At 58.6% G+C, this 26946-nt stretch carries 26 protein-coding genes and 1 pseudogene; 9 read left to right on the top strand and 18 right to left on the bottom strand.

Annotation, left to right across the window (positions count from 1 at the left end):
- Positions 1 to 164: 164 nt before the first annotated feature.
- On the bottom strand, positions 165 to 1577 hold the full coding sequence (locus GO007_RS23195) for an aminotransferase-like domain-containing protein (RefSeq protein WP_095104049.1): 1413 nt from the start codon (positions 1575 to 1577) through the stop codon (positions 165 to 167).
- Between the two features lie 177 nt (positions 1578 to 1754).
- Here GO007_RS23195 and GO007_RS23190 point away from each other — a divergent pair, with 177 nt between their 5' ends.
- The 4 genes from GO007_RS23190 to GO007_RS23175 all read left to right on the top strand — a co-directional run bounded on the left by GO007_RS23190 (position 1755) and on the right by GO007_RS23175 (position 4958).
- Positions 1755 to 1919 carry a DUF1127 domain-containing protein gene (locus tag GO007_RS23190; RefSeq protein WP_095104047.1) on the top strand — a complete coding sequence of 55 codons (165 nt, stop codon included), beginning with the start codon at positions 1755 to 1757 and terminating at the stop codon, positions 1917 to 1919.
- A 446-nt stretch (positions 1920 to 2365) separates the two neighbouring features.
- Entirely contained in the window at positions 2366 to 2830 is a 465-nt protein-coding gene (locus GO007_RS23185; RefSeq protein WP_095104045.1) for a MarR family winged helix-turn-helix transcriptional regulator, read from the top strand.
- 6 nt (positions 2831 to 2836) lie between these two features.
- A complete protein-coding gene (locus GO007_RS23180; RefSeq protein ID WP_095104043.1) occupies positions 2837 to 3904 on the top strand; it encodes an HlyD family secretion protein in 1068 nt (355 codons plus the stop codon).
- Positions 3894 to 4958 (top strand): DUF2955 domain-containing protein, encoded by a 1065-nt coding sequence (locus GO007_RS23175; RefSeq protein ID WP_095104041.1) that lies wholly within the window; start codon positions 3894 to 3896, stop codon positions 4956 to 4958. The genes GO007_RS23180 and GO007_RS23175 overlap by 11 nt, the downstream gene beginning before the upstream one ends.
- 2 nt (positions 4959 to 4960) lie before the next feature.
- Here GO007_RS23175 and GO007_RS23170 read toward each other — a convergent pair whose 3' ends face one another.
- From GO007_RS23170 to GO007_RS23150, 5 genes are all read right to left on the bottom strand, one after another.
- Complete coding sequence (locus GO007_RS23170) at positions 4961 to 5209, bottom strand: putative Se/S carrier protein (RefSeq protein ID WP_095104039.1); 249 nt, start codon at positions 5207 to 5209, stop codon at positions 4961 to 4963.
- The gene (yjiL, locus tag GO007_RS23165) at positions 5206 to 5973 is read right to left on the bottom strand and encodes a putative 2-hydroxyacyl-CoA dehydratase activator YjiL (RefSeq protein ID WP_095104037.1); all 768 of its coding nucleotides are present in this window, start codon (positions 5971 to 5973) and stop codon (positions 5206 to 5208) included. Before yjiL ends, GO007_RS23170 begins: the two co-directional genes overlap by 4 nt.
- A gap of 9 nt (positions 5974 to 5982) precedes the next feature.
- A complete protein-coding gene (locus tag GO007_RS23160; protein WP_095104035.1) occupies positions 5983 to 7134 on the bottom strand; it encodes a double-cubane-cluster-containing anaerobic reductase in 1152 nt (383 codons plus the stop codon).
- Between the two features lie 109 nt (positions 7135 to 7243).
- Positions 7244 to 7483: a DUF2164 domain-containing protein gene (locus GO007_RS23155; protein ID WP_095104033.1), complete on the bottom strand. Its 240-nt coding sequence runs from the start codon at positions 7481 to 7483 to the stop codon at positions 7244 to 7246.
- 38 nt (positions 7484 to 7521) lie between these two features.
- Entirely contained in the window at positions 7522 to 8448 is a 927-nt protein-coding gene (locus GO007_RS23150) for a LysR family transcriptional regulator (protein ID WP_095104031.1), read from the bottom strand.
- A gap of 223 nt (positions 8449 to 8671) precedes the next feature.
- On the opposite strand from GO007_RS23150, the gene GO007_RS23145 reads away from it, so the two are divergent.
- Positions 8672 to 9904: a dicarboxylate/amino acid:cation symporter gene (locus GO007_RS23145; RefSeq protein ID WP_095104029.1), complete on the top strand. Its 1233-nt coding sequence runs from the start codon at positions 8672 to 8674 to the stop codon at positions 9902 to 9904.
- A 37-nt stretch (positions 9905 to 9941) separates the two neighbouring features.
- Complete coding sequence (metC, locus tag GO007_RS23140) at positions 9942 to 11132, top strand: cystathionine beta-lyase (protein ID WP_095104027.1); 1191 nt, start codon at positions 9942 to 9944, stop codon at positions 11130 to 11132.
- A gap of 41 nt (positions 11133 to 11173) precedes the next feature.
- Here the strand turns inward: metC and GO007_RS23135 are convergent, their stop codons facing one another.
- From GO007_RS23135 to GO007_RS23125, 3 genes are read right to left on the bottom strand one after another with little or no spacing between them, the layout of a single operon-like run.
- A complete protein-coding gene (locus GO007_RS23135; protein ID WP_095104025.1) occupies positions 11174 to 12457 on the bottom strand; it encodes a DUF445 domain-containing protein in 1284 nt (427 codons plus the stop codon).
- Positions 12450 to 13112: a LysE family translocator gene (locus tag GO007_RS23130; protein ID WP_095104023.1), complete on the bottom strand. Its 663-nt coding sequence runs from the start codon at positions 13110 to 13112 to the stop codon at positions 12450 to 12452. The genes GO007_RS23135 and GO007_RS23130 overlap by 8 nt, the downstream gene beginning before the upstream one ends.
- A 46-nt stretch (positions 13113 to 13158) precedes the next feature.
- Positions 13159 to 13974, bottom strand: a complete 816-nt coding sequence (locus GO007_RS23125) for an AraC family transcriptional regulator (RefSeq protein WP_095104021.1) — start codon at positions 13972 to 13974, stop codon at positions 13159 to 13161.
- A 216-nt stretch (positions 13975 to 14190) separates the two neighbouring features.
- Between GO007_RS23125 and GO007_RS23120 the strand changes: the two genes are divergently transcribed.
- Both GO007_RS23120 and GO007_RS23115 read left to right on the top strand, forming a co-directional pair.
- The gene (locus tag GO007_RS23120; protein ID WP_095104019.1) at positions 14191 to 15120 is read left to right on the top strand and encodes an Rpn family recombination-promoting nuclease/putative transposase; all 930 of its coding nucleotides are present in this window, start codon (positions 14191 to 14193) and stop codon (positions 15118 to 15120) included.
- 212 nt (positions 15121 to 15332) lie between these two features.
- The gene (locus GO007_RS23115) at positions 15333 to 16703 is read left to right on the top strand and encodes an NAD-dependent succinate-semialdehyde dehydrogenase (RefSeq protein WP_095104017.1); all 1371 of its coding nucleotides are present in this window, start codon (positions 15333 to 15335) and stop codon (positions 16701 to 16703) included.
- A 63-nt stretch (positions 16704 to 16766) separates the two neighbouring features.
- Here the strand turns inward: GO007_RS23115 and GO007_RS23110 are convergent, their stop codons facing one another.
- Entirely contained in the window at positions 16767 to 17312 is a 546-nt protein-coding gene (locus tag GO007_RS23110) for a YfaZ family outer membrane protein (RefSeq protein WP_032689621.1), read from the bottom strand.
- Positions 17313 to 17633: 321 nt separating this feature from the next.
- On the opposite strand from GO007_RS23110, the pseudogene GO007_RS29250 reads away from it, so the two are divergent.
- Positions 17634 to 17744 (top strand): annotated as a pseudogene (locus GO007_RS29250) (type VI secretion system tube protein Hcp); the annotation flags it as partial.
- A 48-nt stretch (positions 17745 to 17792) separates the two neighbouring features.
- On the opposite strand, the gene yjiA reads toward GO007_RS29250, so the two are convergent.
- The 8 genes from yjiA to hpaI form a co-directional block, all read right to left on the bottom strand.
- The gene (gene yjiA, locus GO007_RS23105; RefSeq protein ID WP_041143902.1) at positions 17793 to 18749 is read right to left on the bottom strand and encodes a GTPase; all 957 of its coding nucleotides are present in this window, start codon (positions 18747 to 18749) and stop codon (positions 17793 to 17795) included.
- Positions 18750 to 18760: 11 nt separating this feature from the next.
- Positions 18761 to 18964, bottom strand: coding sequence for a YbdD/YjiX family protein (locus tag GO007_RS23100; protein WP_095104015.1), 204 nt, complete (start codon positions 18962 to 18964; stop codon positions 18761 to 18763).
- 104 nt (positions 18965 to 19068) lie between these two features.
- Positions 19069 to 21219 (bottom strand): carbon starvation CstA family protein, encoded by a 2151-nt coding sequence (locus GO007_RS23095; protein WP_095104013.1) that lies wholly within the window; start codon positions 21217 to 21219, stop codon positions 19069 to 19071.
- 263 nt (positions 21220 to 21482) lie between these two features.
- Positions 21483 to 21995 carry a 4-hydroxyphenylacetate 3-monooxygenase reductase subunit gene (locus tag GO007_RS23090; protein ID WP_095104011.1) on the bottom strand — a complete coding sequence of 171 codons (513 nt, stop codon included), beginning with the start codon at positions 21993 to 21995 and terminating at the stop codon, positions 21483 to 21485.
- 19 nt (positions 21996 to 22014) lie between these two features.
- Entirely contained in the window at positions 22015 to 23577 is a 1563-nt protein-coding gene (hpaB, locus tag GO007_RS23085; protein ID WP_095104121.1) for a 4-hydroxyphenylacetate 3-monooxygenase, oxygenase component, read from the bottom strand.
- Between the two features lie 250 nt (positions 23578 to 23827).
- The gene (hpaA, locus tag GO007_RS23080; protein ID WP_095104009.1) at positions 23828 to 24718 is read right to left on the bottom strand and encodes a 4-hydroxyphenylacetate catabolism regulatory protein HpaA; all 891 of its coding nucleotides are present in this window, start codon (positions 24716 to 24718) and stop codon (positions 23828 to 23830) included.
- Between the two features lie 9 nt (positions 24719 to 24727).
- On the bottom strand, positions 24728 to 26104 hold the full coding sequence (gene hpaX / locus GO007_RS23075; RefSeq protein WP_095104007.1) for a 4-hydroxyphenylacetate permease: 1377 nt from the start codon (positions 26102 to 26104) through the stop codon (positions 24728 to 24730).
- A gap of 44 nt (positions 26105 to 26148) precedes the next feature.
- On the bottom strand, positions 26149 to 26937 hold the full coding sequence (hpaI, locus tag GO007_RS23070; RefSeq protein ID WP_095104005.1) for a 4-hydroxy-2-oxoheptanedioate aldolase: 789 nt from the start codon (positions 26935 to 26937) through the stop codon (positions 26149 to 26151).
- Positions 26938 to 26946 lie beyond the last annotated feature (9 nt).

The following is a 26946-nucleotide window of genomic DNA, read 5'->3' as shown; positions in this document are numbered from 1 at the left end:
GCAGCGTGGGCGTTGGGAAATGCCCTCAAGCCGTATGACGGATGTTTCGCGAAGGAGGCGCTTGCCACGCCTTGCCCGCTCCCATCCCGCAGACGCCTATCAGCCCGCAGCCCCGGTCAGCGCAGCGCCGCCGGGGGACAAGTCAGTTCGCCCCGGCGAAAAACTCACTCCATCGCCACCTTCACCGCATCCCCCAGCTTCACCATCACCTCCCGGTGCTTGTCGATCGGCGGCAGGGCGCAGTTGATCCTTAAGCAGTTGCGGTATTTCCCCGAGGCTGAAAACAGCGAGCCCGGCGCGACCTGGATTTTCAGGCGGCACAGCTGCTTCGCGACGCAGACCATATCGACGTGCTCGGGGAGCTCGACCCACAGCATATAGCCGCCCTTCGGCCGGGTAACGCAGATGCCGCAGGGGAAGTATTCCCGCAGCCAGCAGGTGTAAATTTCCATATTGCGCTGGTAGATCTGCCGCATCCGCCGCACGTGGCGGTGGTAGTGGCCTTCGCGAATAAATACCGACGCCGCCAGCTGCGTGGAGGGAACGTTGGTCCCGCTGGCGGCATATTTCATCTGCAGCAGGCGGTCGTAGTAGCGGCCTGGCGCGATCCAGCCGATGCGCAGGCCCGGCGCGATAGTTTTGGTAAACGAGCTGCAGAGCATCACCCGGCCGTCGATATCCCACGAATGAATGGTGCGCGGGCGCGGGTAATCGGTGGCCAGCTCGCCGTAAATATCATCTTCGAAAATGACGATATCGTGGCGCTGGGCAAGAGTCAGCACCGCGCGTTTGCGGGCGTCAGGCATGATAAAGCCCTGCGGATTGTTGCAGTTCGGCACCAGGATAACGCCCTTGATCGGCCACTGCTCCAGCGCCAGCTCCAGGGCTTCTACGCTGATCCCGCTGTCCGGATCGGTGGGGATCTCGATGGCCTTCAGCCCCAAACCGCGCAGCAGCTGCATGGTGCCATAATAGGACGGGGATTCGACGGCGACGATATCGCCGGGTTGGCACACCGACAGCAGCGCCAGCGATAGAGCGCTGTGGCAGCCGCTGGTGATGATCAGGTCATCGGCGGTGACCACCGAGCCGCCGTCGAGCATCAGGCGGGCGATTTGTTCACGCAGCTCGCGGCGCCCGGCCAGCTCGTCGTAGTTCAGCACCTCGCTGAGATTATGCTGGATCACCCGGCTCAGCTCGCGCCAGATGGGCTTCAGGCTCGGCTGGGTGACGTCAGGCGAGCCGCCGCCGAAGGGGATAATGCTTTTATCATTGCGCGCGTCGAGCATGGTCAGAACCTGATCCCACTGGGTGATTTCCACCGGGCGCTGCACCGGGCGCGACATCGGCGGTACCGGCGGCTGGGCTTTACGCGGGGCGACAAAGTAGCCGGAACGCGGCTGGGGGACGATCATCTGCTGCTGTTCCAGCGTCTGATAGGCCTGCTGCACGGTGCTGATGCTTACTCCGTGCTCCTGACTCAGGCTGCGAACCGAAGGCAGCTTCTCCCCGTGGCGATACAGCCCTTGCTCAATACGCTCCGCCAGCAGGCTGGCCAGATGTTGGTAACGCGTCATGCTGTATCCCTTATTGTCGCCATACAGATTGATAAACCAGTACAGATGGGCGGGGAAAATCCCACGCAGATACTGTTTTAGCCAATCTGTATGTTAAAGAAAAGGGTTTTTTGAATCTGTATTGTTCACCCTCGGATCCGCGAAGATAAAGCCTCTGGCAAGGTGAGGAGGTGGAGTATGGAATTTCATGAGAACCGGGTTAGGCAGCCGTTTATTGGTTTCGTATTGGCAGGCAGAGCGTTCAAAAAATGGTGGCTGCGGAGGCAAACGAGGCGGGTTTTGCAGCGAATGAGCGACGAACAGCTGAAAGATGTCGGGCTGCGGCGGGATCAGATAAATTAAAAAATGCGCTTTTCCCCGGACTGCGGCATAAACGTTCTGTTCGGGCTCCCGGCCTGCACCTCCGCAGGCTGCGAGTCGTGCCCGTTCGGGCCAGCAGTTCGCCAGGCCCGGCGCGACCGGGTAGCTGGCGTCCCTCGGGATTATTACATTCACCGTATTTATCAATTAATGCTTCTTCACCCTTCGTTTCTTGATAGTTATCATGATAAGTATTATTTTCCTCACAGCCAGGCCACCAGGGCTATTTTGCCTGTCATTTTGAACCTGGGCAGCGCTCGACAAAATACGAAAGTCTTTTGAACGCCCTTCAGCGCGGCCCGGAGGGTGAGCGTAGCGAGTCAATCCTCACGTACTATCTGTACGTTCCGGTTTCTCCGCGCTGTCCGCGTTCAAACTGCCCGCGCCGATAACGCCTGGTGGGATAGGTTCTACATGAGGAAAGAAAGATGACCGAAGACGAACTGTTTGCCCGCCGTCCGATGGGGATGCGGATGGCGATGGTGGTACGCCAGTGGCGCGCGACGATCGACGCCGCCATCAACGATACCGGTATGACCCAGTCAAGCTGGACGGTGCTGATGCAGCTGCATCAGCTGGGGGACAACGTCTCGGTTAGCGAACTGGCGGAGGTGCAGGGTATTGAACTGCCGCCGCTGATGCGCACCCTCACTCAGCTGGAAAAGCAGGGCTATCTGCTGCGTTCCACATCGCCATATGACAAACGCATACGCCTGCTGACGCTGACGGCGGAAGGCCTGTCGAAACTGGAGGAGCTGAACCACGTGATTGAAACTTATCAAACCCGCGTCACCCGGACCATCCCGGAAGCAGAGCTCGCCACCTTCAGCGCCACCTTAAATCAAATCGCCTGCAATTTGCGGACAATCCGCGAAGAAGATAACAAGATCTAAAAAACTATGATGACGCCAGAACAAAAATTTGCCCGCTGGGTAAGGGTGAGTATTGCCGCTTTCCTGGCGATCTTCGCCTGGTTTATCGTTGCCGATATCTGGATCCCGCTCACGCCGGACTCCACGGTGATGCGCGTGGTGACGCCGGTATCGCCGCGCGTTTCCGGCTATGTCGCACAGGTCTATGTGCACAACAACAGCCAGGTGAAGAAAGGGGATCTGCTCTACGAGCTGGACCCGACGCCGTTTACCAATAAAGTGCAGGCGGCGCAAATCGCCTTTGAGCAGGCGAAGCTGAGCAACCAGCAGCTGGACGCGCAGATCGCCGCCGCTCGCGCTAACCTGCGCACCGCGCAGTTCACCGCCCGTAACGACAAAGTCACTCTCGATCGCTATCAGCGCCTGAGTACGATGCAGAGCGTCTCGCAGTCGGATCTGGATAAGGTGCGCACCACCTGGCAGACCAGCGAGCAGTCGGTTAGCGCGCTCAACGCCAGCATCCAGAATCTGCTGATCCAGCGCGGGGAGCGCGATGATGCGCGTAACGTCACGCTGCAAAAATACCGCAACGCCCTGGAAGAGGCGCAGCTGAACCTCGCCTGGAGCCGGATCTATGCCGAAACCGACGGCATGGTCAGCAACCTCCAGCTTAGCCCCGGCCTGTATGCCACCGCCGCCACGCCGCTGCTGGCGCTGGTGAGCAACCATACGGATATCGTCGCCGATTTTCGCGAAAAGAGCCTGCGCCATACCGGCGTGAACACCGACGCCGCGGTGGTCTTTGATGCGCTGCCAGGTAAAGTTTATCCGGCGCACGTCACCAGCAGCGACGCCGGGATTTTGGCCGGCCAGGAGCAGGTAAACGGCCAGCTGTCGCAGCCGGAGCAGTCCACGCGCTGGGTGCGTGACGCCCAGCGGATGCGTATTCACGTCGCGCTTGATGAGCCGCTGGACAAACCGCTGCCGACCGGCGCCCGCGCCACGGTACAGCTGTACAACAGCGACGGTCCGTTTGCCCGCACCTTTGCCGGCGTGCAGATCCATCTGGTGAGCCTGCTGCACTATGTCTATTAATACGCTGGCCCGGGTTTTTACGCCGCACGACAATATTGTCTATACGGCGAATGATTTTCGCCAGACGCTGCGCATCGCCGTCGCCGGGACTATCGCCCTGAGCATTTCGACCTTCTACGACGTGCAGTACGGGGTCTTCTTTGTGGTCTATCCGCTGATGCTGCTGTCGCTGGTGCCGGTGTTTAACCGCCACGTCGCGCGGCAGTTTCTGTTCAGTGCGGCGGTAAACTGCGTTGAAATGGTGCTGATCGTCGGCTATCTGTCGCAGTGGCCGGTGATTATGACGCTGGTGGTCTTCGGCCTCTACGTGATGCGTTTTCGCTTTATGAGTCAGGGGCCGCTGTTTCTGCTGGGCTCGATGGGGGTGGTCTGTCAAAGCACGATGCTCAACTTTATGAGCTATCCCACCAGCAACTGGCATACGCTGATGTTTTCCAATCTCGAAGCCTGCGTGATGGCGGTGGCCCTCAGCGCGCTGCTGAACTATCTGATCCCGGACGTTGAGCCGCGCCGGCCGCCGCCGCGGATTGAGAAGGATGCCGCCCGCATTCGCCATGAATCTCTGCTTTCCGGCACCGTCGCGACAATGATTTTCGTGGTTTTCCAGATCTGCGATCTGAGCGATTCCCTGTCAGCGCTGATGGCCGGGATCCTGATCCTCTTCCCGATGCACTACCGCGGCGCGGTGATCAGCTCCATCTGGCGGGTGGTGGGCGTGGTGCTGGCCTGTCTCTATATTCTGGTGGTGCAGCTGCTTATTTATGATTTCAGCAACCATATGGTGCTGATGATGCCGCTGATTGCGCTCGGCCTGGCCTTTAGCGCGCGCCTCCACGTGATGGAGAAAGTGGGGGCCGGCGTGGGCTTCGCCAGCATCACCACCATCGGCATTATGTTTGGTCAGAACCTGCATCCGGATCAGGATCTGATCTTCAGCGATCTGTACCGTATTAGCTCGGTCACGATCTCGCTTATCGTCACGCTGACGCTGGTGTTTCTCGTCCACCGCATCCTGAACTGCTTTGCGCCGACGCGGTTCGTTATTACCGAATAGGATCAGGCCGGAAAGGTGGCGATACAGCGCCACTCTGCGGCAACGTAGCGATAAATCGCCTCCGTGGCGCCGGGAATAACCCACCGCTGCTCCTCTCCCGGCAGGCAGCTGAGATAGATGCACAGGCCGCAGCCGCCGCGCAGCTGGCGCGGAATATCTTTCACCTGGAAGGCGATCCCCGCCGCCTGCAGGGCCTTGCGGGTACGCACGACGCCCGGCGTCGAGTGAAATAAAAACAGATACTCCGTCATTCGCGGCGCCTCTGACGCAGGCCAATCAGCGCCGCGCCAACCGCGCCGGCAAACTGGGCATCAGGATGGGTGTGCACCGCGATCCCAGCGTGGCCTTCGAGCATGCGCGCAAAGGCCGTGCAGCGGCTGACGCCGCCGGTAAACAGCAGCGGCCCCTGGGCTGAAAGACGGGCGATAAAGTTGGCGCTGCGGCGGGCCATGGCGTTGATCACGCCGGCCAGAATCGCTTCCGGCGCGACGCCCGCCGAGCGCAGGCTAATCACTTCGGATTCGGCAAATACCGTGCACATACTGGTGATTGCATGCGGTTCGACGCCTTCGGTGAGGCTATCCAGCTCCCCGACGCTGGCGCCGAGGGTGCGCGAGATAACCTCCAGAAAGCGCCCGGTTCCCGCCGCGCATTTATCGTTCATCAGGAAGTCGGTGAGATTACCGTCGTCGTCGAGCTGGATAACCTTGCTATCCTGACCGCCAATATCGATAACCATGCGGGTGGCGGGCGCCAGAAGACGCGCGCCGAGACCGTGGCAGGAGATCTCCGTCACCTGCTTATCGGCAAAATCCACCAGCTGGCGGCCGTAGCCGGTTAAGGTTAAAAATGGCCGCTCGGCAAGGCCGGCGCTGAGGGTTTGCCACGCCTCGTTGATGGCGTCGGCGGGGCGAAAGGGCGTCGGGCAGAGAAAACGTCGCTGGATAACGCCCTCTTTCAGCAGGATGCCTTTCGTGGCGGTGGAGCCGGAATCAATGCCTACCGTAAAAGTCACGCGCGCTCCTTACAGCATTTCAATAAAGGCCGCGACGCGGGTGCTGAGCTGGCCGATGTCCGCCGTCGAATAGTCGGTCTCAATCGCGATGTAGGGGAGGTTATGCCGCTGGCGAACGTGGCGCTTAATCGCCATTGATTCAACCGCATAGGTATGACAGGCCTGCAGGATGACATCCACCACGCCGTCGGCCTGATACTCGTCAACCATCTGGCTAAGCAGGGCTAAGCGCTGGTCGTTTGGCGAGATGCACGAGCAGCCGATGGCGAGATACTTATCGGTCAGCGCATCGTAGACGTCGCCCGTCTCCTCCACGCAGCGCTCGGTCGCCTTGGCGCCGGTGCAGTTTTCAAAGCCCACCACCCAGCCGCCGTTCTCTTCAATGGCGCGCACGACTTTTTCCGCCGCGCCGCCAATCGGGCAGCCGGTGATCAGAATGCGCGGGCGAGCCGCCAGCCGCTGGCCATCCTGCCACTGCTGGCGCACGCGATCGGCCATCGCGTTGAGCTCGTCGCTTAGCGCGGCTTTATCAAAGCGGAAGGTCGCGCCGTACACCACTTTCAGGATATCGCTGCCGCTGAGCGCGGGAGGATTGAGCTGCCCGACGCGATAGAAGTTCGCCAGCGCCCGCCGCTCGCGGTTCTTGAGGCGAACGGCGTCGCGCAGCGCGGCTTCGGTGATTTTGTGGCCAAAGCGGGCTTCGATCACCCGCTGCAGGCGCAGGATCTCGGTTTTCCACAGCGCGCGGGAAGCATCGTCGCTGGCGCTGTTCGGCAGCTGCATCACGTGAACCGGCTTGAATTCGGCCATGTATTCATACATTTTCTTTTTGCCGTCGCAGGTGGTTTCACCCACCACCAGGTCGGAAAAATAGAAGTAGGGGCATTTATCCGTTTTGCCAAACCCGTAGCTGCTTTTAATGAGCGGGCAGAGGTTGCGCGGCAGGTCTTTTTCCGCCTCTTCGATGGTTTCATCGGAGGTTGAACACAGCGAGACGACCACCGCGCCTGCCGCCATCGGGATCTCCTGCGGCATAAAGGTGCAGTAGGTTCCGACCTGGGGGATATTTTGCTCTTTCAGGTCCATCACCGTGAGAAAGCCCTTCTGGCGGGCCTCGGAGAACTGGTCAAAAATGGCGGGTAGATCGGTAATCAGCGACATGGTTTTCCTTCCCCGTACACGGGAGATAATGAAAGAGCCCGCATTATAACCATGTCAATAGTGTGTGTTTATTGATCTCCCGCCGATAGCGACATATTGCGGGGCGCAATCAGAACACTTTCTTCGCATCCATCTCTTCCTGGATCCGCTCGCTGTAGGCCACGTGGGTGCGAATAGCTTCCTCAATCCCGGCGTTATAAAACAGGGGCCCCAGCTGTTCGGCGATAAAATCAACGAAGAACTCGGCATCGAACTGCTCAAGCTCAAGGTCAAAATTTCTTTCGCAGTAGGTACATAGCTTTTCGCGAAGCTGCTCGCGCTCGCCGGGGGTCAGGTTAATTTCAGCCATTTTTACTCCTTAAAAAGTGCTCTGGATTGACGGCAAACTCAGCTGGGGATCCAGCTATCCCAGGCCGGTAACGGGCCTAACTCTGTCACCAGAAAGTCGATAAACGATCGTACCTTAGGATTGCTGTATTTGCTGGGAAAATAGAGCGCATACAGCGCATGCGTTTCACAGGCGATCGTGCCGTCGAGGATCAGCGGCGTGATCTCTTCTTTGCGAATATGATCGCCGATTAAATAGGTGGGCAGATAGGCCACGCCCTGATCTTCTAATACCGATTTCAACAGCACCAGGCTGCTGTTGGCCTGGATGGGCATATGCAGCTTCAACTGATGCAGACGGTCCTGCTCGTCTGCGACCCTGATCGCCGGCGTCAGGCCGGGATAGACCAGGCAGTCGTGATTCACCAGATCGCTGCGCCGCACGGGCATGCCCTTTTTAGCGAGATATCCCGGTGAAGCGCAGTATGCCCAGCGAATCGATACCAGTTTGCGCATCGCGTAGTTTTGCGGCGGCGCGGCGGAAATACGCAGCGCGATATCGAAATCGGTTTCATTCAGGTTAACGAAATTATCGTTTAAATCGATATAAAGATTCACGTCCGGGTACTGGTTGCGATATTTATCCACCAGGTTGACCAGTCGGGAGTAGCCAAAGGCAATTGAGCAGGTAATGCGTAATTCACCCTGCGGGCTGTGATAATAGCCTGAGGTGGTATTTAGGGTGTCATCAAACTCTTTTAGTAATTTATTGGCGCGATTAAATAGATATTGCCCGGCATCGGTCAGGGTAATACTGCGGGTGGTGCGCTTAATTAAGGTTGTACCCAGCGTATCCTCCATCGCGGCGAGGCTTTTACTGACCGCAGAGGGTGAGACGTTGAGCTGGGCTGCGGCTTCCGATAATCCCCCGCAGTCGACGATTTTGATAAAAAACTCCAGATGTTTTAATGAAACTGGCGCGCTCATTGTTTCCTTTAATTCACAAGTGATTTGCAAAAACGGTACGAATGGGCCGTTACATTCGCATTTGAAACATGCAACTATTGAATCACAGGAAATTACTTGCTGGCAAAATGAAATAATAACAACTTAGTGAGTTGCGTCACAAAATAAAATGAGACGCGGCCAGAAGTCATCGAATTGTGAATTTTATCTCATTTAATATAATTTTAATTAAAAGGTACCCATTATGTGGTCACGACTCGAACCCTACAAATCCTCTCTTGTTTTATTAAGCGCGCTGGCGATTGGCGGCCTGGTCGGTATTTATGCTCCGGGCTTCGCCAGTACGCTGCAGCCAATCGGACAGATATTTCTCAACCTGTTATTTATGATTATCGTTCCGCTGGTGGGAATCAGCGTGATGTCGTCTATCGCCAGAATGACTGACCTGAAAAGGCTGGGGCGTATTATGGCGATTATCTTTATTGTTTCGATCGCTATGGCCTTTATTCCGGCCGCCGGCATCGTCGCCCTCGCATTATGGTTCAATCCGGCGCAGGGCGTGACTATCGATCTCTCGCAGTCGGTGCAGGCGGGCAGCGGCAAGATGGATTTTGTCAGCATGATCACCACCAGCGATTTTATCGGGCTGTTCTCTAAGTCCAATATTCTGGCGCTGATCGTGATGGCCATTATCGCCGGGATCGCCATTGGGCAATCGGAACTGGCGGGCAAACGAATAGCCTCGCTGCTGGAAGATGCCAATACCGTGATCATGAAGATCGTCTCGATCGTGATGAAAGTCGCCCCGCTTGGCCTTGGCTGCTACTTCGCCGCAACGATGGCCAGCCAGGACTCCGCGCTGCTGCTGACTTTTGCCCGCGCCATTGGCCTGTTTATGGTCGCCACGCTGGTCTACTTCATCTTCGGCTCCATTCTCTATTCCTGGATCGGCGGCGGCATGCCGGCGGTGAAGGCCTTCTGGCGCCATGCGGTAGAGCCGTCGGCCACCGCGCTGGGGACCTGCTCCTCGCTCGGGACGCTGCCGGTGACGCTGCGGGCGGGTAAGGCGATGGGGATTAACCCGGAAATCGTCGATGTTTCCATTCCGCTGCTGGTCAACCTGAATAAAGGCGGCGTGGCGATGATTGCCGCGCTGAAGATCGTTTTTATCTATTCGGTGCTGGGTATGGAGTTCACCACCGAGACCTTTTTCCTGACGATGCTGATCGCCGTGCTCTCCGCCATCATCGTTGGCGGCATACCGGGCGGCGCGTTCCTTGGGGAAATCTTTATCGTCACCACCCTCGGTCTGCCGATGGAGGCGATCCCGATGCTGGTGGTGCTGGGCACCATCACCGACGCCCCGGCCACGCTGATAAACGTGATTCATGACTTGAACGCGGCGCAGATTGTGGAGCGATTCGCCGGAAAAAAGCAGGGGCATGCTGAACTGAAGCCTGGGGCCGCAACCGTATAAATTTTCGCATCGATAAAAGGATGTTACAGGAGAGGTTATGAAAAATTCACTCAAGCTCGAAACGCAGTTAATCATCGCCGGACGTGACAAACGCTACACCCAGGGGGCGGTCAACCCGGTGATCCAGCGCGCTTCGTCGCTGGTGTTTGAGACGGTGAAGGATAAAAAATTCGCCACCGCCAATCGCGCCAACGGCGAGCTGTTCTACGGTCGTCGCGGGACCTACACCCATTTTGCTTTTCAGCAGGCGATGAGCGAACTGGAGGGTGGAGCGGGCTGTGCGCTCTATCCTTGCGGCGCGGCGGCGGTAACCAACGCGATTCTGGCCTTTGTCGAAAGCGGGGACCATATCCTGATGACCGGCGCGGCCTATGAGCCGACGCAGGATTTTTGCAATAAGATCCTCAGCAAATTCAAGGTAGAGACCACGTATTACGATCCGCTGATTGGCGCCGGTATTGTCGGGCTGCTTCGCCCGGAAACCAAAGTGGTATTCCTCGAATCCCCCAGCTCGATCACTATGGAAGTGCAGGACGTTCCCGGGATGGTGAAGGCGATCCGCGCCGTGAATCCGCAGATCGTCATCATGATCGACAACACCTGGGCGGCGGGCGTGCTGTTTAAGGCGCTGGATTACGGGGTGGATATCTCCGTTCAGGCGGGGACCAAATACACCATCGGCCATTCGGACGCCATGCTGGGCACGGCGGTGTCTAACGCCCGCTGCTGGGATCGTCTGCGGGAGAACTCCTATCTGATGGGGCAGACGCTGGATGCCGATACCGCTTATAACGGCAGCCGCGGGCTGCGTACGCTGGCGGTTCGTCTGAAACAGCACGAAGAGAGCAGTATTCACATTGCCCGCTGGCTGTCGGCAAGGCCGGAGGTGGCGCGGGTGAACCATCCGGCCTTAGCGGAATGCCCGGGGCATGAGTATTTTCAGCGCGATTTTTCGGGCAGCTCCGGTCTGTTCTCCTTCGTGCTGAAAAAGCGCCTGACGGATGAGCTGCTGGCGGCATTTCTCGATAACTTCTCGCTGTTCCACATGGCCTACTCGTGGGGCGGGTTTGAGTCGCTGATTCTGGCGAATCAGCCCGAGGAGCTGAACGGCATTCGCCCCGCCGGCAAGGTTGATTTCAGCGGGACGCTGGTCAGGGTGCATATCGGGCTGGAAGATGTCGGCGATTTAATTGCCGATCTGGAGGCCGGCTTTACCCGGATAGGCTAACCGCAGGGCCCCGCCGGACGAGCGGGGCCGCTGTCTGCGGCCTAATGTAAAAACAGCGACGGGATCTGCGAGAGCAGCCACAGCAGCAGGCCGATAGTGCCCCCGACCAGCGTACCGTTAATACGGATAAACTGCAGATCCTTACCGATATTCAGCTCGATCTGCCGCGACATATCGCGGGAGTCCCAGCTCTTCACCGTATCGCTAATATGACGGGTCAGGAAGTTGGCAAACTCCGGCGCCACCCGGTGCGCCGCCTGCTCCAGATGCTCATTCAGCGACTCGCGAAGGGCTTCATCATGGACCAGCGTTTCCCCAAACCACTGCCCGGCCTCGGCGATCCGCTGCTTAATCCGCGAATCGTCGCTGTTAACGTCATTTTTAATCCATCCGCGCAGGTCAGCCCACACCTCGCCAAGATAGCGGTTAAACGTCTCGTCGTTTTTCAGATAGGCCTTCATGTTGTCCGCTTTTTCCGCCATCAGCGGATCGGTTTTCAGGCTATCGATCAGCTTTTGCGCCGCGCGATCGAAGGCCTGGCGGATCTGATGGGTGCGATCCTGGCTCACCTCGTCAAGAAGCGTATTGACCGCATCGGTGACCATTTCGGCGCTGTGTTCGCCCAGCCATTCGGTGGGGAGAATTTTGGCCTTGAGCGGATGCTCGGTCTCCAGCCAGCGGATGATGCCGCGGGCAATAAAGGCGCGGGAACTGTCGCGCTGCAGCAGGGCGATAAGCTGGCTGATAAGAGAATCCAGCAGCTTTTGGTGTCGGTTATCGCGGGTTAATCCTTCGAGCATCATGGCGCTGGTTTGCGTCAGGTCGACCTTATCGATGGCTTTGTGCACCGCGCGGCGCAGCAGGCGCTGAATGCGCGCATCGTCGGTGAGTTCGAGGAAGCCGCTCATCACCTGCAGCAGATGCTGGCCCACCCGCCGGGCGTTCGCCGGCTGGCTAAACCAGTTGCCGAGCATCAGCGCCGGTTCGTAGCGGCGGATCAGCGCGACCAGCGAGGGGGTATCGAGAAATTTTTCCTGCACGAAATAGCCGAGATTGTCGGCAATTCGATCCTTATTACGCGGGATAATCGCCGTATGCCGGGAGACAAACGGCAGCGGTATGCGGCGAAACAGCGCCACCACCGCAAACCAGTCCGCCAGCGCGCCGACCATCGCCGCTTCGGAGATAGCCTTCAGCGCGCTGACCCACGGCGTCGGTGGCAGCAGCAGGGTAGTGACAAAAATCGCGGCCGCCACGAGCAGCAGCGACAGGGCCAGAAGTTTGGCACGTTTCAGTTCAGCAAGTTTTTCCATAGCCTTAAGCATATAACCTGACGGCTAACTCATGCAAAAACTGCCAGATAATCCAGCCGCCAAAGCCCATCAGTATCGCGCCCGCCGCCCGTTCAACCCGCCAGATGACGGCGCCGAGGCGGCGCTGCACCTGCGGCAGGGCGATCAGCGATACCAGCAGTAAATCCCACAGCAGCACGACGCTGGTCATCCAGACTCCGCAGGTTATCTGCTGGGCGAGGGTCACCTGCGGGCCAAGCAGGGTGGTCATCAGCGCGAGATAAAACAGGGCATTTTTGGGATTAAGCAGCGCCGAAGCCAGCCCCAGCAGCAGCTGTCTGGCAAGCGAAGGCCGCCGGGCCGCAGCCGCCTCCAGGGTGAACGTGCCGGGCCGGCTCCGCCACAGCTGGCTGCCGAGCCACAGCAGCCAGGCCGCTCCCAGCAGCGCGATCGCGCTAAACAGCAGCGGGGCGTGGCGCACCATGCTCCAGCCGACGATGGCGATCGCAATATACAGCCCGTTGCCCAGCGCAATGCCAACGCACAGGCCGGCGCTACCGCGCAGGCGATAGCGAATGGCGTAACCCATCAGGAGAAAGAAATCTGGCCCGGGACTGAGCAGGGCAACGAAGTGGGAGAGCGCCAGCGCGGGAAACGCGGCCGGGAAAAGCGCAGTAAACATGTCCATAGTGACCTCGGAATTAATCTGAGATCACCCTACGTCAGGCCGGGCGCTAATTATTGTCTGATATTGATCGGCCAAGGGCGTACTGGCGCGGCGTGGCGGCGGTGTAGCTGACGAAGGTTTTATGGAAGTGGCTCTGATCGGCAAACCCGGCCTGATAGCCGACGTCGGCTATCTCATCCCCGGCGCGCAGGCGGCGCCTGGCGTACTCGATCCGCGCCATGTTGATAAAGCTGGCCGGCGTCAGGCCGGTGTCCTGCTTAAAGGTGCGAATCAGGGTCTCTTTGCGCAGCGCAAATTCGTCGGCCAGCGTATCCAGAGAAAGCGGTACCGGCAGGCTCGCCGTCACTCTGTCGAGCAGCCGTGCGCTGCTGCTATGAAGGATTTCCGGCGGCGTCGGGCATAGCGGCAGCTCCCGCAGCAGCCGCGCGATTGCCGTGGGCAGCTCGGCGATCCGCTGCTGCTGCGTAAGCTGAACAATATGCTGATATTGAAGGAAAATATCGGCGCTGCGAAGCATCGGCTGCGGCGCGGCAAGCCGCACGGCGCCGGAAAGGGCAGGAAGCTGCGCCAGGCACCAGTCAACGTCGAGATAGAGCATATGATAGCTGCGCGGCCGTCCCGAGAGGGGATTACAGCTGTGCGGCGCGCCGGGCGGGATCGCTATCAGGTCGCCGGGGCGCAGCAGGTACTCCCGTCCGTTGCAGATGCAGCGCGTTTCACCTGCAATAATTGCCCCCAGAGAAAGCTGCGGGTGGCTGTGGCGCTTATACGCCTGGCGGCTGCGCCAGGTGCTGCGCAGCTCCAGCCAGGGGAGCGTTGCGTCGCGCCAGAAGGTTTGTGGGATATCGCGCGTGTGGTTCACGAAAGCTCCTGCGGCGAAGGGATTAAGAATTTATAGCACGCCCGCTGACGCCTGTCTCCGGGGGCGTTCTGCGAGCGGGCAGGCAAAAAATTGTCGTTATTACCGCCGGATAAAAATATCTTCCGTCCCGGCGCGCAAAGAGATAAGCGGCGGCGTGTGCGCTGGGCTACCGGCGGGTAGAGTCGTTTTAGTGTCCCTCCGCGCAGGCCATTTACCATGCATAAAGGCTCAACGTCGACGCCGCATGATGCGGTTTTCAAAAAGTTTCTCCGGCATACGGATACCGCGCGAGATTTTTTGGATATCCATCTGCCGTCCTCGCTACGCCAGCTTTGCGACCTGGAGACGCTACGGCTTGAATCCGCAAGTTTTATTGAGGAGGACCTGCGCGCCTGCTACTCCGATGTGCTTTGGTCGCTAAAAACCACCGCCGGCGAGGGCTATATTTACGTCGTTATTGAGCACCAAAGCTCGCCGGATGCCCATATGGCCTTCAGGCTGATGCGCTATGCCATTGCGGCGATGCAGCGTCATCTGGATGCCGGACATAAACGCCTGCCGCTGGTGGTACCCATGCTGTTCTATCACGGTATCGCCACGCCTTACCCTTATTCGTTGTGCTGGCTGGATGGCTTTACCCACCCGGCTCATGCCCGCGGATTATATGCGACCGCTTTTCCGCTGGTGGATATTACGGCGATCCCGGATGATGAGATCGTCCAGCACCGGCGCGTAGCGTTGCTGGAGTTCATGCAAAAGCATATCCGCCAGCGCGATTTGACGGGGCTGGTTGAGCAGCTAATTGTCATTTTGGTTAAGGAATATACTAATGACGGCCAGCTAAAAACGTTGTTTAATTACCTGGTATATTCCGGCGATGCCCCCCGTTTTGGCAGGTTTATTCGTGAGCTTGCCCGGCGGGCGCCGCAGCATCATAAGGAGGGGCTGATGACTATTGCGGAAAGACTCCAGGAAGTTGGGCGTAGAAAAGGTAAGCTTGAAGGGCGCCGCGAAGGCCAGATTGCGGGCCAGCGAGCCGAAGGGCTGCGCATTGCCCGTACGATGCTGGCGGACGGCATCGCTCTGGAGACGGTGCTGCGAATTACCGGTCTGTCAGAAGACGATATTACCGCCGCTAAGCGTTGATTGTGTCGCCAAATGGCCTTATCAGGCGGCCTGGCCGCTATTATTTATTTCCTCGTTAAGCCTGTTCCCCGCCGGATATCGTCTGACGATCTCCGGCCGGAATCCTCCGTAAATACCTAACTTTACCTTCATGTCCAGCCAGCTCTACTAACCTTAATGTCCTGAGCGGTATTTATGACTGCATTAATGACGATACTAAGGAGACATGCGACATGGCCTATCAGACGGTGAATCCTGCAAATAATCGGCTTATTAAAGAGTACGCCCCGCACAGCGATGCCGACGTGGAGGCGGCGCTGCAGCAGGCGGATGCGCTTTACCACTCCGCATGGTCGAAGGGCGATATTGCCCGGCGCCTGCCGATCCTGCACAAGCTGGCGGATCTTATCGATAGCCGGACTGAGGAGCTGGCGAAAATTGCCAGCCAGGAGATGGGTAAGCTTATTGCGCAAAGCCGCGGTGAGGTGAAGCTCTGCGCGCAGATCGCCCGCTATTACGCCGATAACGCCGAGCGGTTCCTGGCTCCGGTGAAGTATCCGTCCGAGCTCGGCGAGGCGTGGGTTGAACACCATCCGATCGGCGTGCTGATGGCGGTGGAGCCGTGGAACTTCCCCTATTACCAGCTGATGCGCGTTCTGGCGCCAAACCTGGCGGCGGGGAATCCGGTGCTTGCCAAGCATGCCAGCATCGTTCCGCACTGCGCGGAAACCTTTGCCCATCTGGTGCGTGAGGCCGGCGCGCCGGAGGGGGCGTGGACCAATCTGTTTATCTCCCAGGATCAGGTGGCGAAGATTATTGCCGACGATCGCGTGCGGGGAGTGGCGCTGACCGGCTCGGAAAAAGCGGGGGGCGTCGTCGCAGCGCAGGCGGCGAAGCACATCAAGAAATCGACCCTCGAGCTGGGCGGCAACGATGTCTTTGTGGTGCTGGATGATGCCAGCCTCGACAAGGCGGTGAAGACTGGCGTGCAGGCGCGGCTCAACAACGCCGGTCAGGTTTGTACCGCGGCGAAGCGTTTTATCCTGCATGAGAAAATCGCCGAGCGCTTCCTGAGCCTGTTTACCGAGGCGTTCCGTCAGGTGAAGATCGGCGATCCGCTGGATGAGAGCACCACGCTGGGGCCGCTCTCCTCCAAAGATGCGCTCGGGACGCTGACTAAACAGGTCGATGAGGCGGTGAAGCATGGAGCCAGGCTGCATCTTGGCGGCAAGCCGGCGCAGTGCGAGGGCAACTATTTTGCCCCGACCATTCTGACCGGCATCACCCGCGATAACCCGGCGTACTTTGAAGAGTTCTTCGGCCCGGTGGCGCAAATTTATGTGGTCAAGGACGACGATGAAGCTGTCAGCCTGGCGAACGATTCGCACTATGGGCTCGGCGGGGCGATATTCAGCCAGGATACCGAGCGGGCGAAACGGATGGCATCAAGAATTGAGACCGGGATGGTCTATATTAACTGGCTGACCGATACCGCACCGGAGCTGCCGTTTGGCGGCGTGAAGCGTTCCGGTTTTGGCCGCGAGCTGGCGGATCTGGGGATTAGAGAGTTTGTGAACCAGAAGCTGGTGGTGATTCGCCGGTAAGCTCAGAACGCTAAAAGAAAAAACCTGCCGCCCGGCAGGTTTTTTTTACTGTTATCGACGTTGTCAGAAGGTGACCCCACCGCCAATATAGGCGCCGTCAATCAGGGTGTGGTTCGGACGACCGTCTTTCCCGTCGACGCTCACGTGACGGTAACCTACTTTCAGCGTCACCGGAGTAATCGGAGTCCAGCTCACGCCGCCGTTGGCTTCAACGTAGTTTTTCACGCTATTGTTCAGGCCTTCGGGCGCGGCATAACCTTCGCCGAATACGTGGATGCTGTCGGTCAGCGCAACGTTAACGCCGCCGCCGATTGGGAACGCCACGCCGTTATCGCCTTTTTTCGGTCCAAGGTAGATGGCTTTCGCGCCGGCATTCAGCATCACCGGGCCAACTTCCAGGTTATAACCCGCGCCAACGCCGCCGGTCTGGGTGCCGTCGTCGGTATTTTTGAGCCAGTTGCTTTCGGCATAAAGACCGGAGGAGGATTTACCCAGTTCCATATTGAGGTTGGTAAAGTTTTTCCCCTGCTCGACGGTAAAGCCCATCGCCATTGCGGAGCCGGAAACCGCGGTCAGCGCAGAAAGGATAAGGATATTGAGCTTTTTCATGGTTTATGCCTCGTCATCAAATTAATCTGAGGACACCCTAACAGGTGATATTTACGACTGCAAATTTGATATGGGTCGAGGTTTTATGCCGGAACTGTTATTAAAACGCTCTTTTGATGTTGTGAATTGGTTACCTTGTCGCAGCGTCAATGATTAACGTTTTGCCGTTTAGGGTAAGTTTAATTTTTTGCCTAAACAGCAATTGAACGGGGCGGGAGATATCGATTGGGGCTGAACTAATTCGCTTTCTAATAATTTCCGAAAATGTTTCTACAGTAACAAGCAAAAACTTAAATTTACATTTTTGTGATTAAAAATGACTCTAATACCTTAAGAGAAACGCTCGAACTGCGCTATGAGGCGATCGTCTGGAAGTACACCGAAGGAAACGTTATCTATCGTGATACATGGAATGAACGATATAGCGCCTGATGCCTTCGCTTTGTCCCTCTTCCACGGGAAGAGGGCTCCTGCGAACCGTTACTTCCGCAATCCGGCAAACGCCGCCCGAATCTCCTCTTCCGGCAGGTTAATGCCGATAAACACCAGCGTGCTGTGCGGCTGGTCGTCGCCCCACGGGCGGTCCCAGTCGGCGCTGTACAGGCGCTGGACGCCCTGGAACAGCAGGCGGTTAGGCTCGCCGTCAATCCACAGCATCCCTTTGTAGCGCATCAGCTGCTCGGCGAATGAGAGCAGCAGGTTTTCCATAACCCGCGACACCTCGCTGATATCGACCGGGTAGTCCAGCTCCACCACAATCGACGAAACGTCGTTTTGCTGGTCGGCAATAAAATGGAAGCGCGGCTTAGCGCTTACCACCCGCTCCTCCAGCATAAAGCCGCCGGTATTAAACAGCTGGCTCAGATCGATATCGCCGTGGGTGACGGCGTAAATCGGCGCGCGGGCGTTGATACGCGCCAGCCGTTCGCGCAGCGCTTCGCTGCTGCCCGCGACGTCGGTTTTGGTCAGCAGAATACGGTCGGCGTAACCCACCTGCGACTGGGCGATGGTGAACTGGTTCATCTGCTGGTCGGCGTGGACCGCATCAACCAGCGCAATCACCCCATCCAGCAGGTAGCGTTCGCAGAGGATCTCATGGGAGAAAAAGGTCTGAATAATCGGACCGGGGTCGGCCATGCCGGTGCACTCAATCACCAGCCGGTCGAAGGCAATCTCACCGCGATCGCGGCTGTCGAGCAGGTCGAGCAGGGCGTCTTCCAGCTCGTTGGAACGGGTGCAGCAGATGCAGCCGTTGGTCAGGGTTTTGATCTGGGTGGCGCGATCGCCAATCAGCTGGTCATCAACGGAGACTTCACCAAATTCGTTTTCGATCACCGCGATTTTAAAGCCGTGCTGCGCATTGAGAATGTGCCGCAGCAGGGTGGTTTTGCCTGCGCCAAGAAAACCGGTCAGCAGGGTAACTGCAATCGGTGTCATGCGTGCCTCCATTAACAGCAGCGTACGCCGCCTTCGCCGCTCCCGCCGTAGCGCGCTTCCTGGCGCTCGCGGAAGAATTCGTTGTAGGTCATATACGGTTTATCCGGATGGTTGGTCTGCATATGTTCGACGTAATTGTCGTAGTCCGGAATGCCAATCAGCATCTTCGCCGCCTGACCCAGGTACTTTTTAGCCTGACCTAAGTTACCAAACATTGCTCGTTCCAGATATGTGTTGAGCCCGTCGAGCGGGCTATTTTAATGCCGGGTTGCGTCATTTACGGAAAAGCCCCGCCGAAGCGGGGCTGAACGGAGCTGGATTAGTGGTGTGAAGAGGTCTTCACGCCGCCTTCCGGCACCGGCACATACGGGGTCTCTTTGTCGGTACGTACCTTATTGTTACGCACGTTGAGCCACGTTTTGATGCCGTAGAAGATGATGCTGTAGACCACCACCAGGAACAGAATGCTTAAACCGGCGTTGGTGTAGTTGTTCACCACGATATGGTTCATGTTGGCAATCTGCTGCGCGCTAAGCTCACCGCCGGCGGCAATCTTCTCTTTGTACTGCTGGGCCATAAAGAAGAAGCCTTCCATCTGCGGGTTGGTGCTGAACAGTTTCAGACCCAGCGCCCAGGTGGTGCACAGCAGCAGCCATGCGGCCGGGATCACGGTGACCCAGATGTATTTGGTACGCTGCATTTTGACCAGCACCACGGTGCCAAGAACCAGCGCCACGGCGGCCAGCATCTGGTTAGAGATGCCGAACAGCGGCCACAGGCTCTTCACGCCGCCCAGCGGGTCGACCACGCCCTGATACAGCAGGTAGCCCCACAGGCCTACGCAGCCCGCGGTCCCCACGATACCGGCAACCAGCGAATCGGTTTTCTTCAGGAACGGCACAAAGTTGCCCAACAGATCCTGGAGCATAAAGCGGCCTGCGCGGGTACCGGCATCGAGGGCGGTAAGGATAAACAGCGCCTCAAACAGAATACCGAAGTGGTACCAGAAGCCCATATCCGCCATCGGGATGATTTTGTGGAACACGTGCGCGATACCGACGGCCAGGGTCGGCGCGCCGCCCGCTCGGTTCAGCACCGACGGTTCACCGATGTCTTTCGCCGTTTGCAGGATCTGCTCAGGCGAAATTACGAAGCCCCAGGAGCTGACGGTAGCCGCCGCGTGTACGGTGACTTCTTTCAGCTGCGCGGCAATCATCGCGGCGTTTTCGCCGCCCATTTCATGCAGGTTCGGCATCACGATACCGAGGCCGGCCGGCGGGGTGTTCATCGCAAAATAGAGGCCCGGTTCGATGATAGACGCCGCTACCAGCGCCATGACCGCCACGAAGGACTCCATCAGCATTGCGCCATAGCCGATAAAGCGCGCGTCGGTTTCGTTAGCCAGCAGCTTCGGCGTGGTGCCGGAAGCGATCAGCGCATGGAAGCCGGAGACCGCGCCGCAGGCGATGGTGATAAACAGGAACGGGAACAGGGCACCTTTCCACAGCGGGCCGGTACCGTCGATGTACTGGGTGACCGCCGGCATTTTCAGATCCGGATTAAGGATAACGATGCCCAGCGCCAGGCCGACGATAACGCCGATTTTCAGGAACGTCGCCAGGTAGTCGCGCGGCGCCAGAATCAGCCATACCGGCAGCAGCGCGGAGATAAACGCGTAGCCGATCAGGGTGAAGGTGATGGTGGTGTCTTTAAAGGTCAGCGCCGGGCCCCAGTACGGGTCGTGGGCAATCACGCCGCCGAAGTAGATGGAAGCCACCAGCAGCACGATACCGATAACCGAAATTTCGCCCACGCGTCCCGGGCGCAGGAAGCGCATGTAGATCCCCATAAACAGCGCGATCGGTACGGTTGAACAGACGGTAAAGACGCCCCACGGGCTTTCCGCCAGCGCCTTCACGACGATCAGCGCCAGCACCGCAAGGATGATTATCATAATCAGGAAGCAGCCGAACAGGGCGATCGACCCCGGAATCGGGCCCATCTCTTCTTTGATCATTTCACCCAGCGATGAACCGTTACGGCGCGAGGAGATAAACAGCACCATAAAGTCCTGCACCGCCCCCGCCAGAACCACGCCTGCCAGCAGCCACAGCGTACCGGGCAGGTAGCCCATCTGCGCGGCCAGTACCGGGCCGACCAGCGGGCCCGCGCCGGCAATAGCGGCGAAGTGGTGGCCGAACAGCACGTAGCGGTTGGTCGGCACGTAGTTCAGGCCATCGTTGTTAATGACCGCCGGCGTCGCGCGGGTTGGGTCGAGCTTCATCACTTTTTGGGCGATGTACAGGCTGTAGTAGCGGTAGGCCACCAGATAGACCGATACCGATGCGACGACAATCCACAGGGCGCTGACGTGCTCCCCGCGACGCAGGGCGACGACCGAGAGGCAAAATGCCCCGATGATTCCAAGAATCACCCAGGGTATGTGCTTGAATAGTTTTTTAGTATCCATAGTAAAACCTGGCGTTATGAGTTGAATAATTGGCCGAAGCCGTCTGAACGTAATTTTGAGGAGGTATTGAGTCACTATGCTGGGGACGATCTTGCCAGAACTTTGCGCGCGTAAAGTTGGGTAAGTCTATGAGTGGTTGTATGGCGGGTTAAGCGGTCACGTGCCGGGCTAAGCGGTTGGGCAGGAAATGAACAGTGGGGTAATATGTGATTGAGATCACAAGAATTTCTCCCCCCTGGCGGCAGGGAGGAGAATGAGCCTGGCTAGACCGCGGCTTCCATCGCCATCATCACCGGATGGAAGCGACGTTTAAAGTAAATCAGCCCGTGGCCTTCCTGGCTTAGGGTGATGTTCTTAATCTCGACCAGGTAGACCAGGTGGCTGCCGATGGCCTGCACCTGGCTGATATCGCCTTCGAGGCTGGCCAGCGAATCCTTCAGCACCGGCTGCCCCAGTACGCCTTTTTGCCAGCACGAGAGGCTGAAGCGCTCCTCCATCGTCACCCCGGTCATTCCGGCGAAGTGGCGCGCCATCACCTCCTGCTCGTGGTTCAGGACGTTAATGCACAGCCTGCCGTTGCCCTGGAATACCGGGTTCATTGCGCTGTTGGCGTTGATACACACCATCACCGACGGCGGCGTATCGGTTACCGAGCACACCGCGGTGGCGGTGATGCCGCAGCGGCCGGCATCGCCTTCGGTGGTGATAACGTTCACCGCAGCCGACAGGCTGGACATGGCATCGCGAAAGCGCAGGCGTTGTTCATCTAATTGCATTGTGACCTCCCGCTGTGAATTACTTCAGCAGCTTATCCAACATATTGATATCAGAGTTATTGTGCAGATGCGGAACCGTCCAGCCGTGCTGGTCGTACTCAGAAAGGCAGCGATCGACCATCGCCATCATTTTGTCCATGTTGCCGGAGCTCTGCGCCTGGCGCAGACACTGCAGGCGGATTTCATCCTGGCTACCGGAGTAGTTGATTTCATACAGCTCGTGACGGCCGCCGAATTCGCTGCCGATCGCGTCCCACATCAGCTTGAGGATCTTGATGCGTTCGACGTGATCCATCCCGTTCGATCCGCGCACGTATTTCGCCAGATACTGGTCGATCTGCGGATTATTGAGATCGCGCGCGCTGGACGGGAGGTAGATCAGGCCGCTGGTGACGTTACGCTCGATGATGTTTTTGATTTTGGCGTAGGCCATCGGCGCCATCACGCGGTAGGTTTGCAGCGCAGCGTGATCCGGCAGGTACGCGCCGTTAACCCACGGCGTCGCCTCGGAGCACATCGAATCGCTCAGCGCCCAGAACATATTGCGCCAGGCCACCACCTCGCCGAGATCCGCCTGCACGCCGCGGAACTCCAGGGTGCCGGTACACTCCAGCGAGCGCTTGAGCAGGGCGGTGATAAAGTCGAGCTTAACCGCCAGACGCACGCAGGCCTGCAGCGGGTACATGCGGGCGAAGCCGCCTTCCATCGTCCAGCGGCGACAGCGATCGAAATCGCGATAGATCAGCACGTTTTCCCACGGGATCAGCACCTTATCCATCACCAGGATCGCGTCGTTCTCGTCGAAGCGGCTGGAGAGCGGGTAGTCATACGGCGATCCGGTCACTCCGGCGACCATTTCATAGGAGGCGCGGGAGATAAGCTTCACCCCTTCGGCATCCATCGGGGCCACGAACATCAGCGCGAAGTCCGGGTTTTCCCCCATCACCTGCGCGGAGCCGAAGCCAATCATGTTGTAGTGGGTCAGCGCCGAGTTGGTGGCGACGACTTTCGCCCCGCTGACGATGATCCCGGCGTCGGTCTCTTTTTCCAGCTTGATGTAGACGTCTTTCACCTCATCGGCCGGCTTATGGCGGTCGATCGGCGGGTTGACGATGGCGTGGTTAAAGTACAGGCCGGTTTCTTGAATGCGGGTGTACCAGCTGCGGGCGTTCTGTTCGAACTGGCCGTAAAACGCCGGATTGGCGCCCAGCGCGCAGCCGAAGGCGGCTTTGTAGTCCGGGGTGCGGCCCATCCAGCCGTAGCTCAGGCGCGACCACTCGGCGATGGCGTCGCGCTGCTGGCGCAGATCGTCGGCGCTTTTCGCCACGCGGAAGAATTTATGCGTATAGCCGCCGCTGCCGGTATCGGTGTTCCAGCACAGGGCGTCCTGCAGCGCCGGTTTGTGCAGCGCATCGTACAGCTGGCCGACGGAGGCGGCGGCGTTGCGGAACGCCGGGTGGGTGGTGACGTCTTTGACGCGCTCGCCGTAGATGTAAATTTCGCGGCCGTCCTGCAGGCTCTTCAGGTACTCTTCCCCGGTTAACGGGCGTTTAGCGTCTGCGCGGAAATCTTCAGGTTTCATCGGGACCTCTTCAGTATTAATTGGCATATCCCGTCATGCTTCGGGCGGCGTCCATCTGGCTGCGGCTCGAATTATTTAGGGTACAAAGGTTAAATTTATGTTTTCTTTTTGTTGTTTAATTGAAGCGGTTCAGGCGGGTTCCGTGAAGAGACTTTTAGGTCAACGGCGGGTACTTTTCAGGCAGGATGGCGTTCTGTGATCCGGGTCGGTTTTTCGTTTTTTGCCGCCGCGCGCCGCTGCCGGGAAAAACTCAGGATACCGGTACTTTTTGCGTTCTGAACGCGCTGGGCGAGCAGCCGACCAGGCGATGAAAAAAACGGGCAAAATAGGCCGGGTCCTTAAACCCCAGCTGCCAGGCGATTTCGTTGACCGCGCTATCGGAAAACAGCAGCAGCCGCTTGGCCTCGCGCAGCTGCCGGTCGAAAATCAGGCGCTTCGGCGGCCGGTTGGCAAAGCGTCGGCAGATGTCGGTCAGCCTTGATTCGGTAATGTGCAGCTCATTGGCGTAATCCGGCACCGTCCAGTGCTGGTGGTAGTGGCCGTCGATAGTCTGGTTAAAGCGCTGGAACAGCTTGAGCTCGCCGCGGATGCCGCTGGCGGCGTGGTCGTCGAGCCTGGCGTTGCGCAACAGCAGGGTGAACACCGCCTGCGCCAGCAGCATCAGCGTGTGCTCGCGCCCCGCCAGCTGCGAGGTCGATTCGCGCTCAATCAGCCGCCAGTAGTGGGCCAGCGCCGCGAGCTCATCCGGCTTATCGGCCAGCGACAGGCACATCCCCGGCAGGCCAAAGGCCTCCCGGGTGCCGGGATAGAGCGCCTCCAGCAGCGGCCAGATCAGATCCTCCCGCACGGTCAGCACGTGGCCATCGCTCTCGGAGCCGGTGATAAACGCGTGCGGCACCGACGGCGGCGTCAGGACGAACAGCGGCGCCTGCACCGAGTAGCGGTGATCGTCGAGCTGCAGCTCAATCTGCCCGGTATCGAGAAAGTGCATCTGAAAATACTGGTCGTGGCGATGGGCCTGCATGTCGCGGCCAAAAAAGGCCGCCATGCGGGCAAACGACTGGTAGTGCACGTCTTCCGTGCCCAGGCTTTCATCGTACTCTTTATTGATATCGATATTGGCGATCGAACGCTGGGGCATAGCCGCTCCTTAAGGCGTGGCGCGCGGGCGCGAGGCTTTCATCGGAATAGCCCAGATAATCACGGCGCCAATCACCAGCAGGCTGGCGACAAACCACAGGCCGCTGTTAAAGCTGCCGGTCAGATCCTTCAGCCAGCCGATCATAAACGGGCTTAGCGCCGATCCAATATTGCCGGTGGCGTTGATCACGGCGATACCGATCGCCCTGGCGCGCAGGCTGATCGACTGATCCGGCGTGGTCCAGAAAATGGCCATTGCGCTAAAGGAGCCGGTAGAGGCCATGACGATCCCCAGCATCTGGATCAGGCTGTGATCGGTCGCCGAGGCCAGCAGCCAGCCGGCGGCGGCAAACAGATACGGCAGGGCGGTATGGTGCCTGCGCTCCTGGCATTTATCAGAATGACGGCTCCAGTAAATCATCCCCAGAATGGTACAGATCTGCGGGATCGCCGCCAGCAGGCCGATGGTGATATTGCTGCTTCCCTCGTTAAAGCTTTTAAGGATCTGCGGCGTCCAGATGCTGATCGCGCTGAGGGTATTGGTCAGGCAAAAATAAGCCAGGGTGTACATCAGCACGATCGGCGTGAAGACTTCGCGCCACAGGCTGCGCTGCTGCATCGCGCGGTGGCTGACGGCGCCTTCCGGCTGTACCAGCGTCAGCCGGTCGTTATCCATCATCTCCTGCAGACACTTTTTGTCCTCTGCGGTCAGCCATTTGGCTTTTGCCGGGGAGTCATCCAGCCAGTACCACACCATGATGCCCAGCAGCACCGACGGGAACCCTTCGAGCAAAAACAGCCACTGCCAGCCGTGCAGGTTGAAGAGGCCGTCCAGCGACAGAATATAGCCGGAAACAATCGAACCGATGGCGGTGGTCACCGGCATGGCAATCATAAACAGGGCGTTGGCGCGGGCGCGGAAAAATGCCGGAAACCAGTAGGTTAAATAGAGCAGAATGCCGGGCAGAAAGCCGGCCTCGGTGATCCCGACCAGCATACGCAGCACGTACAGGCTTTTGGGGCCGGTGGCGAACATCGTGGCGGTGGAGGCGATCCCCCACAGCACCATGATGGTGGCTATCCAGCGGCGGGCGCCGACGATGCTGAGCATGATATTGCTCGGAATACCGAAGATAACGTAGGTGGCGTAAAACAGCGTGGTGGCCAGGCCGAACATAGTGGCGTTCAGCCCCAGATCCTGGCCCATCGTCAGTCCGGCAAAGCCGATATTGATGCGGTCGAGGAATGAAAAGATAAACAGCACGAACAAAAATACGATCAGGCGGCGAAACAGCTTATTGATAACCGACTGCTGCTGCGCCGTCAGCTGCTTGTGCTGATTGGCGGGATCGCGCGTCTCCGGAATGGCTGATGATGTGTCGCTCATGGTCTTTCCTCTAATGGGAATTTTTGTAGGGTCGCGATTTGGCGTTAATAGACGCCGGACTGGGCTGCGGTTCCGCTGGCGCCAAAGCGCCCGGCTAAGGCTTCGGCGGCGCGGGCGAGCAGGGTGGTGTCGACGCCGACGGCGACAAACAGCGCGCCGAGCTCAAGATAGTGTTTTGCCAGCTGCTCATTGGCCATCAGAATGCCCGGCGCTTTGCCCGCCCGCCGGATTTGCACGATGGCGCTTTCGATCGCCGCCTGCACTTCCGAATGCTGCGGATTGCCGCCGAAGCCCATATCGGCGCTGAGATCCGCCGGGCCGATAAACACGCCGTCCACCCCCTCAACCTCGAGGATCTGCGGCAGGTTCTTCAGCGCCTCGCGGGTCTCAATCTGCACCAGCACGCACATGGCGTCGTTGGCCTGATGGAGATAATCCGGGATGCGGTTCCAGCGCGAAGCGCGGGCCAGGGCGCTGCCGACGCCGCGAATGCCGGCCGGCGGATAGCGCGTGGCTTTCACCGCCAGCCGCGCTTCGTCGGCGTTCTGCACCATCGGCACCAGCAGGGTTTGCGCCCCGACGTCCAGCAGCTGTTTAATCTGCACCGGGTCGTTCCACGAAGGGCGCACGACCGGCTGGCTGGCGTAAGGCGCCACCGCCTGCAGCTGGGTCAGCACCGTCTGCACGCTGTTCGGCGCGTGTTCACCGTCAATCAGCAGCCAGTCGAATCCGGCGCCGGCCAGCAGCTCGGCGCTGTAGCTGCTGCAGAGTCCCAGCCACAGGCCGATTTGCGGGCGCCCGGCCTGCAGCGCATCTTTAAAGGCATTATTCATCTTCTTCTT

The organism is Klebsiella sp. 10-1 (assembly GCF_009758445.1).
Classification (GTDB): Bacteria; Pseudomonadota; Gammaproteobacteria; order Enterobacterales; family Enterobacteriaceae; genus Klebsiella; species Klebsiella scottii.
The sequence above is the reverse complement of the archived record's forward strand: the minus strand, read 5'-3'. Positions and strand labels throughout refer to the sequence as shown.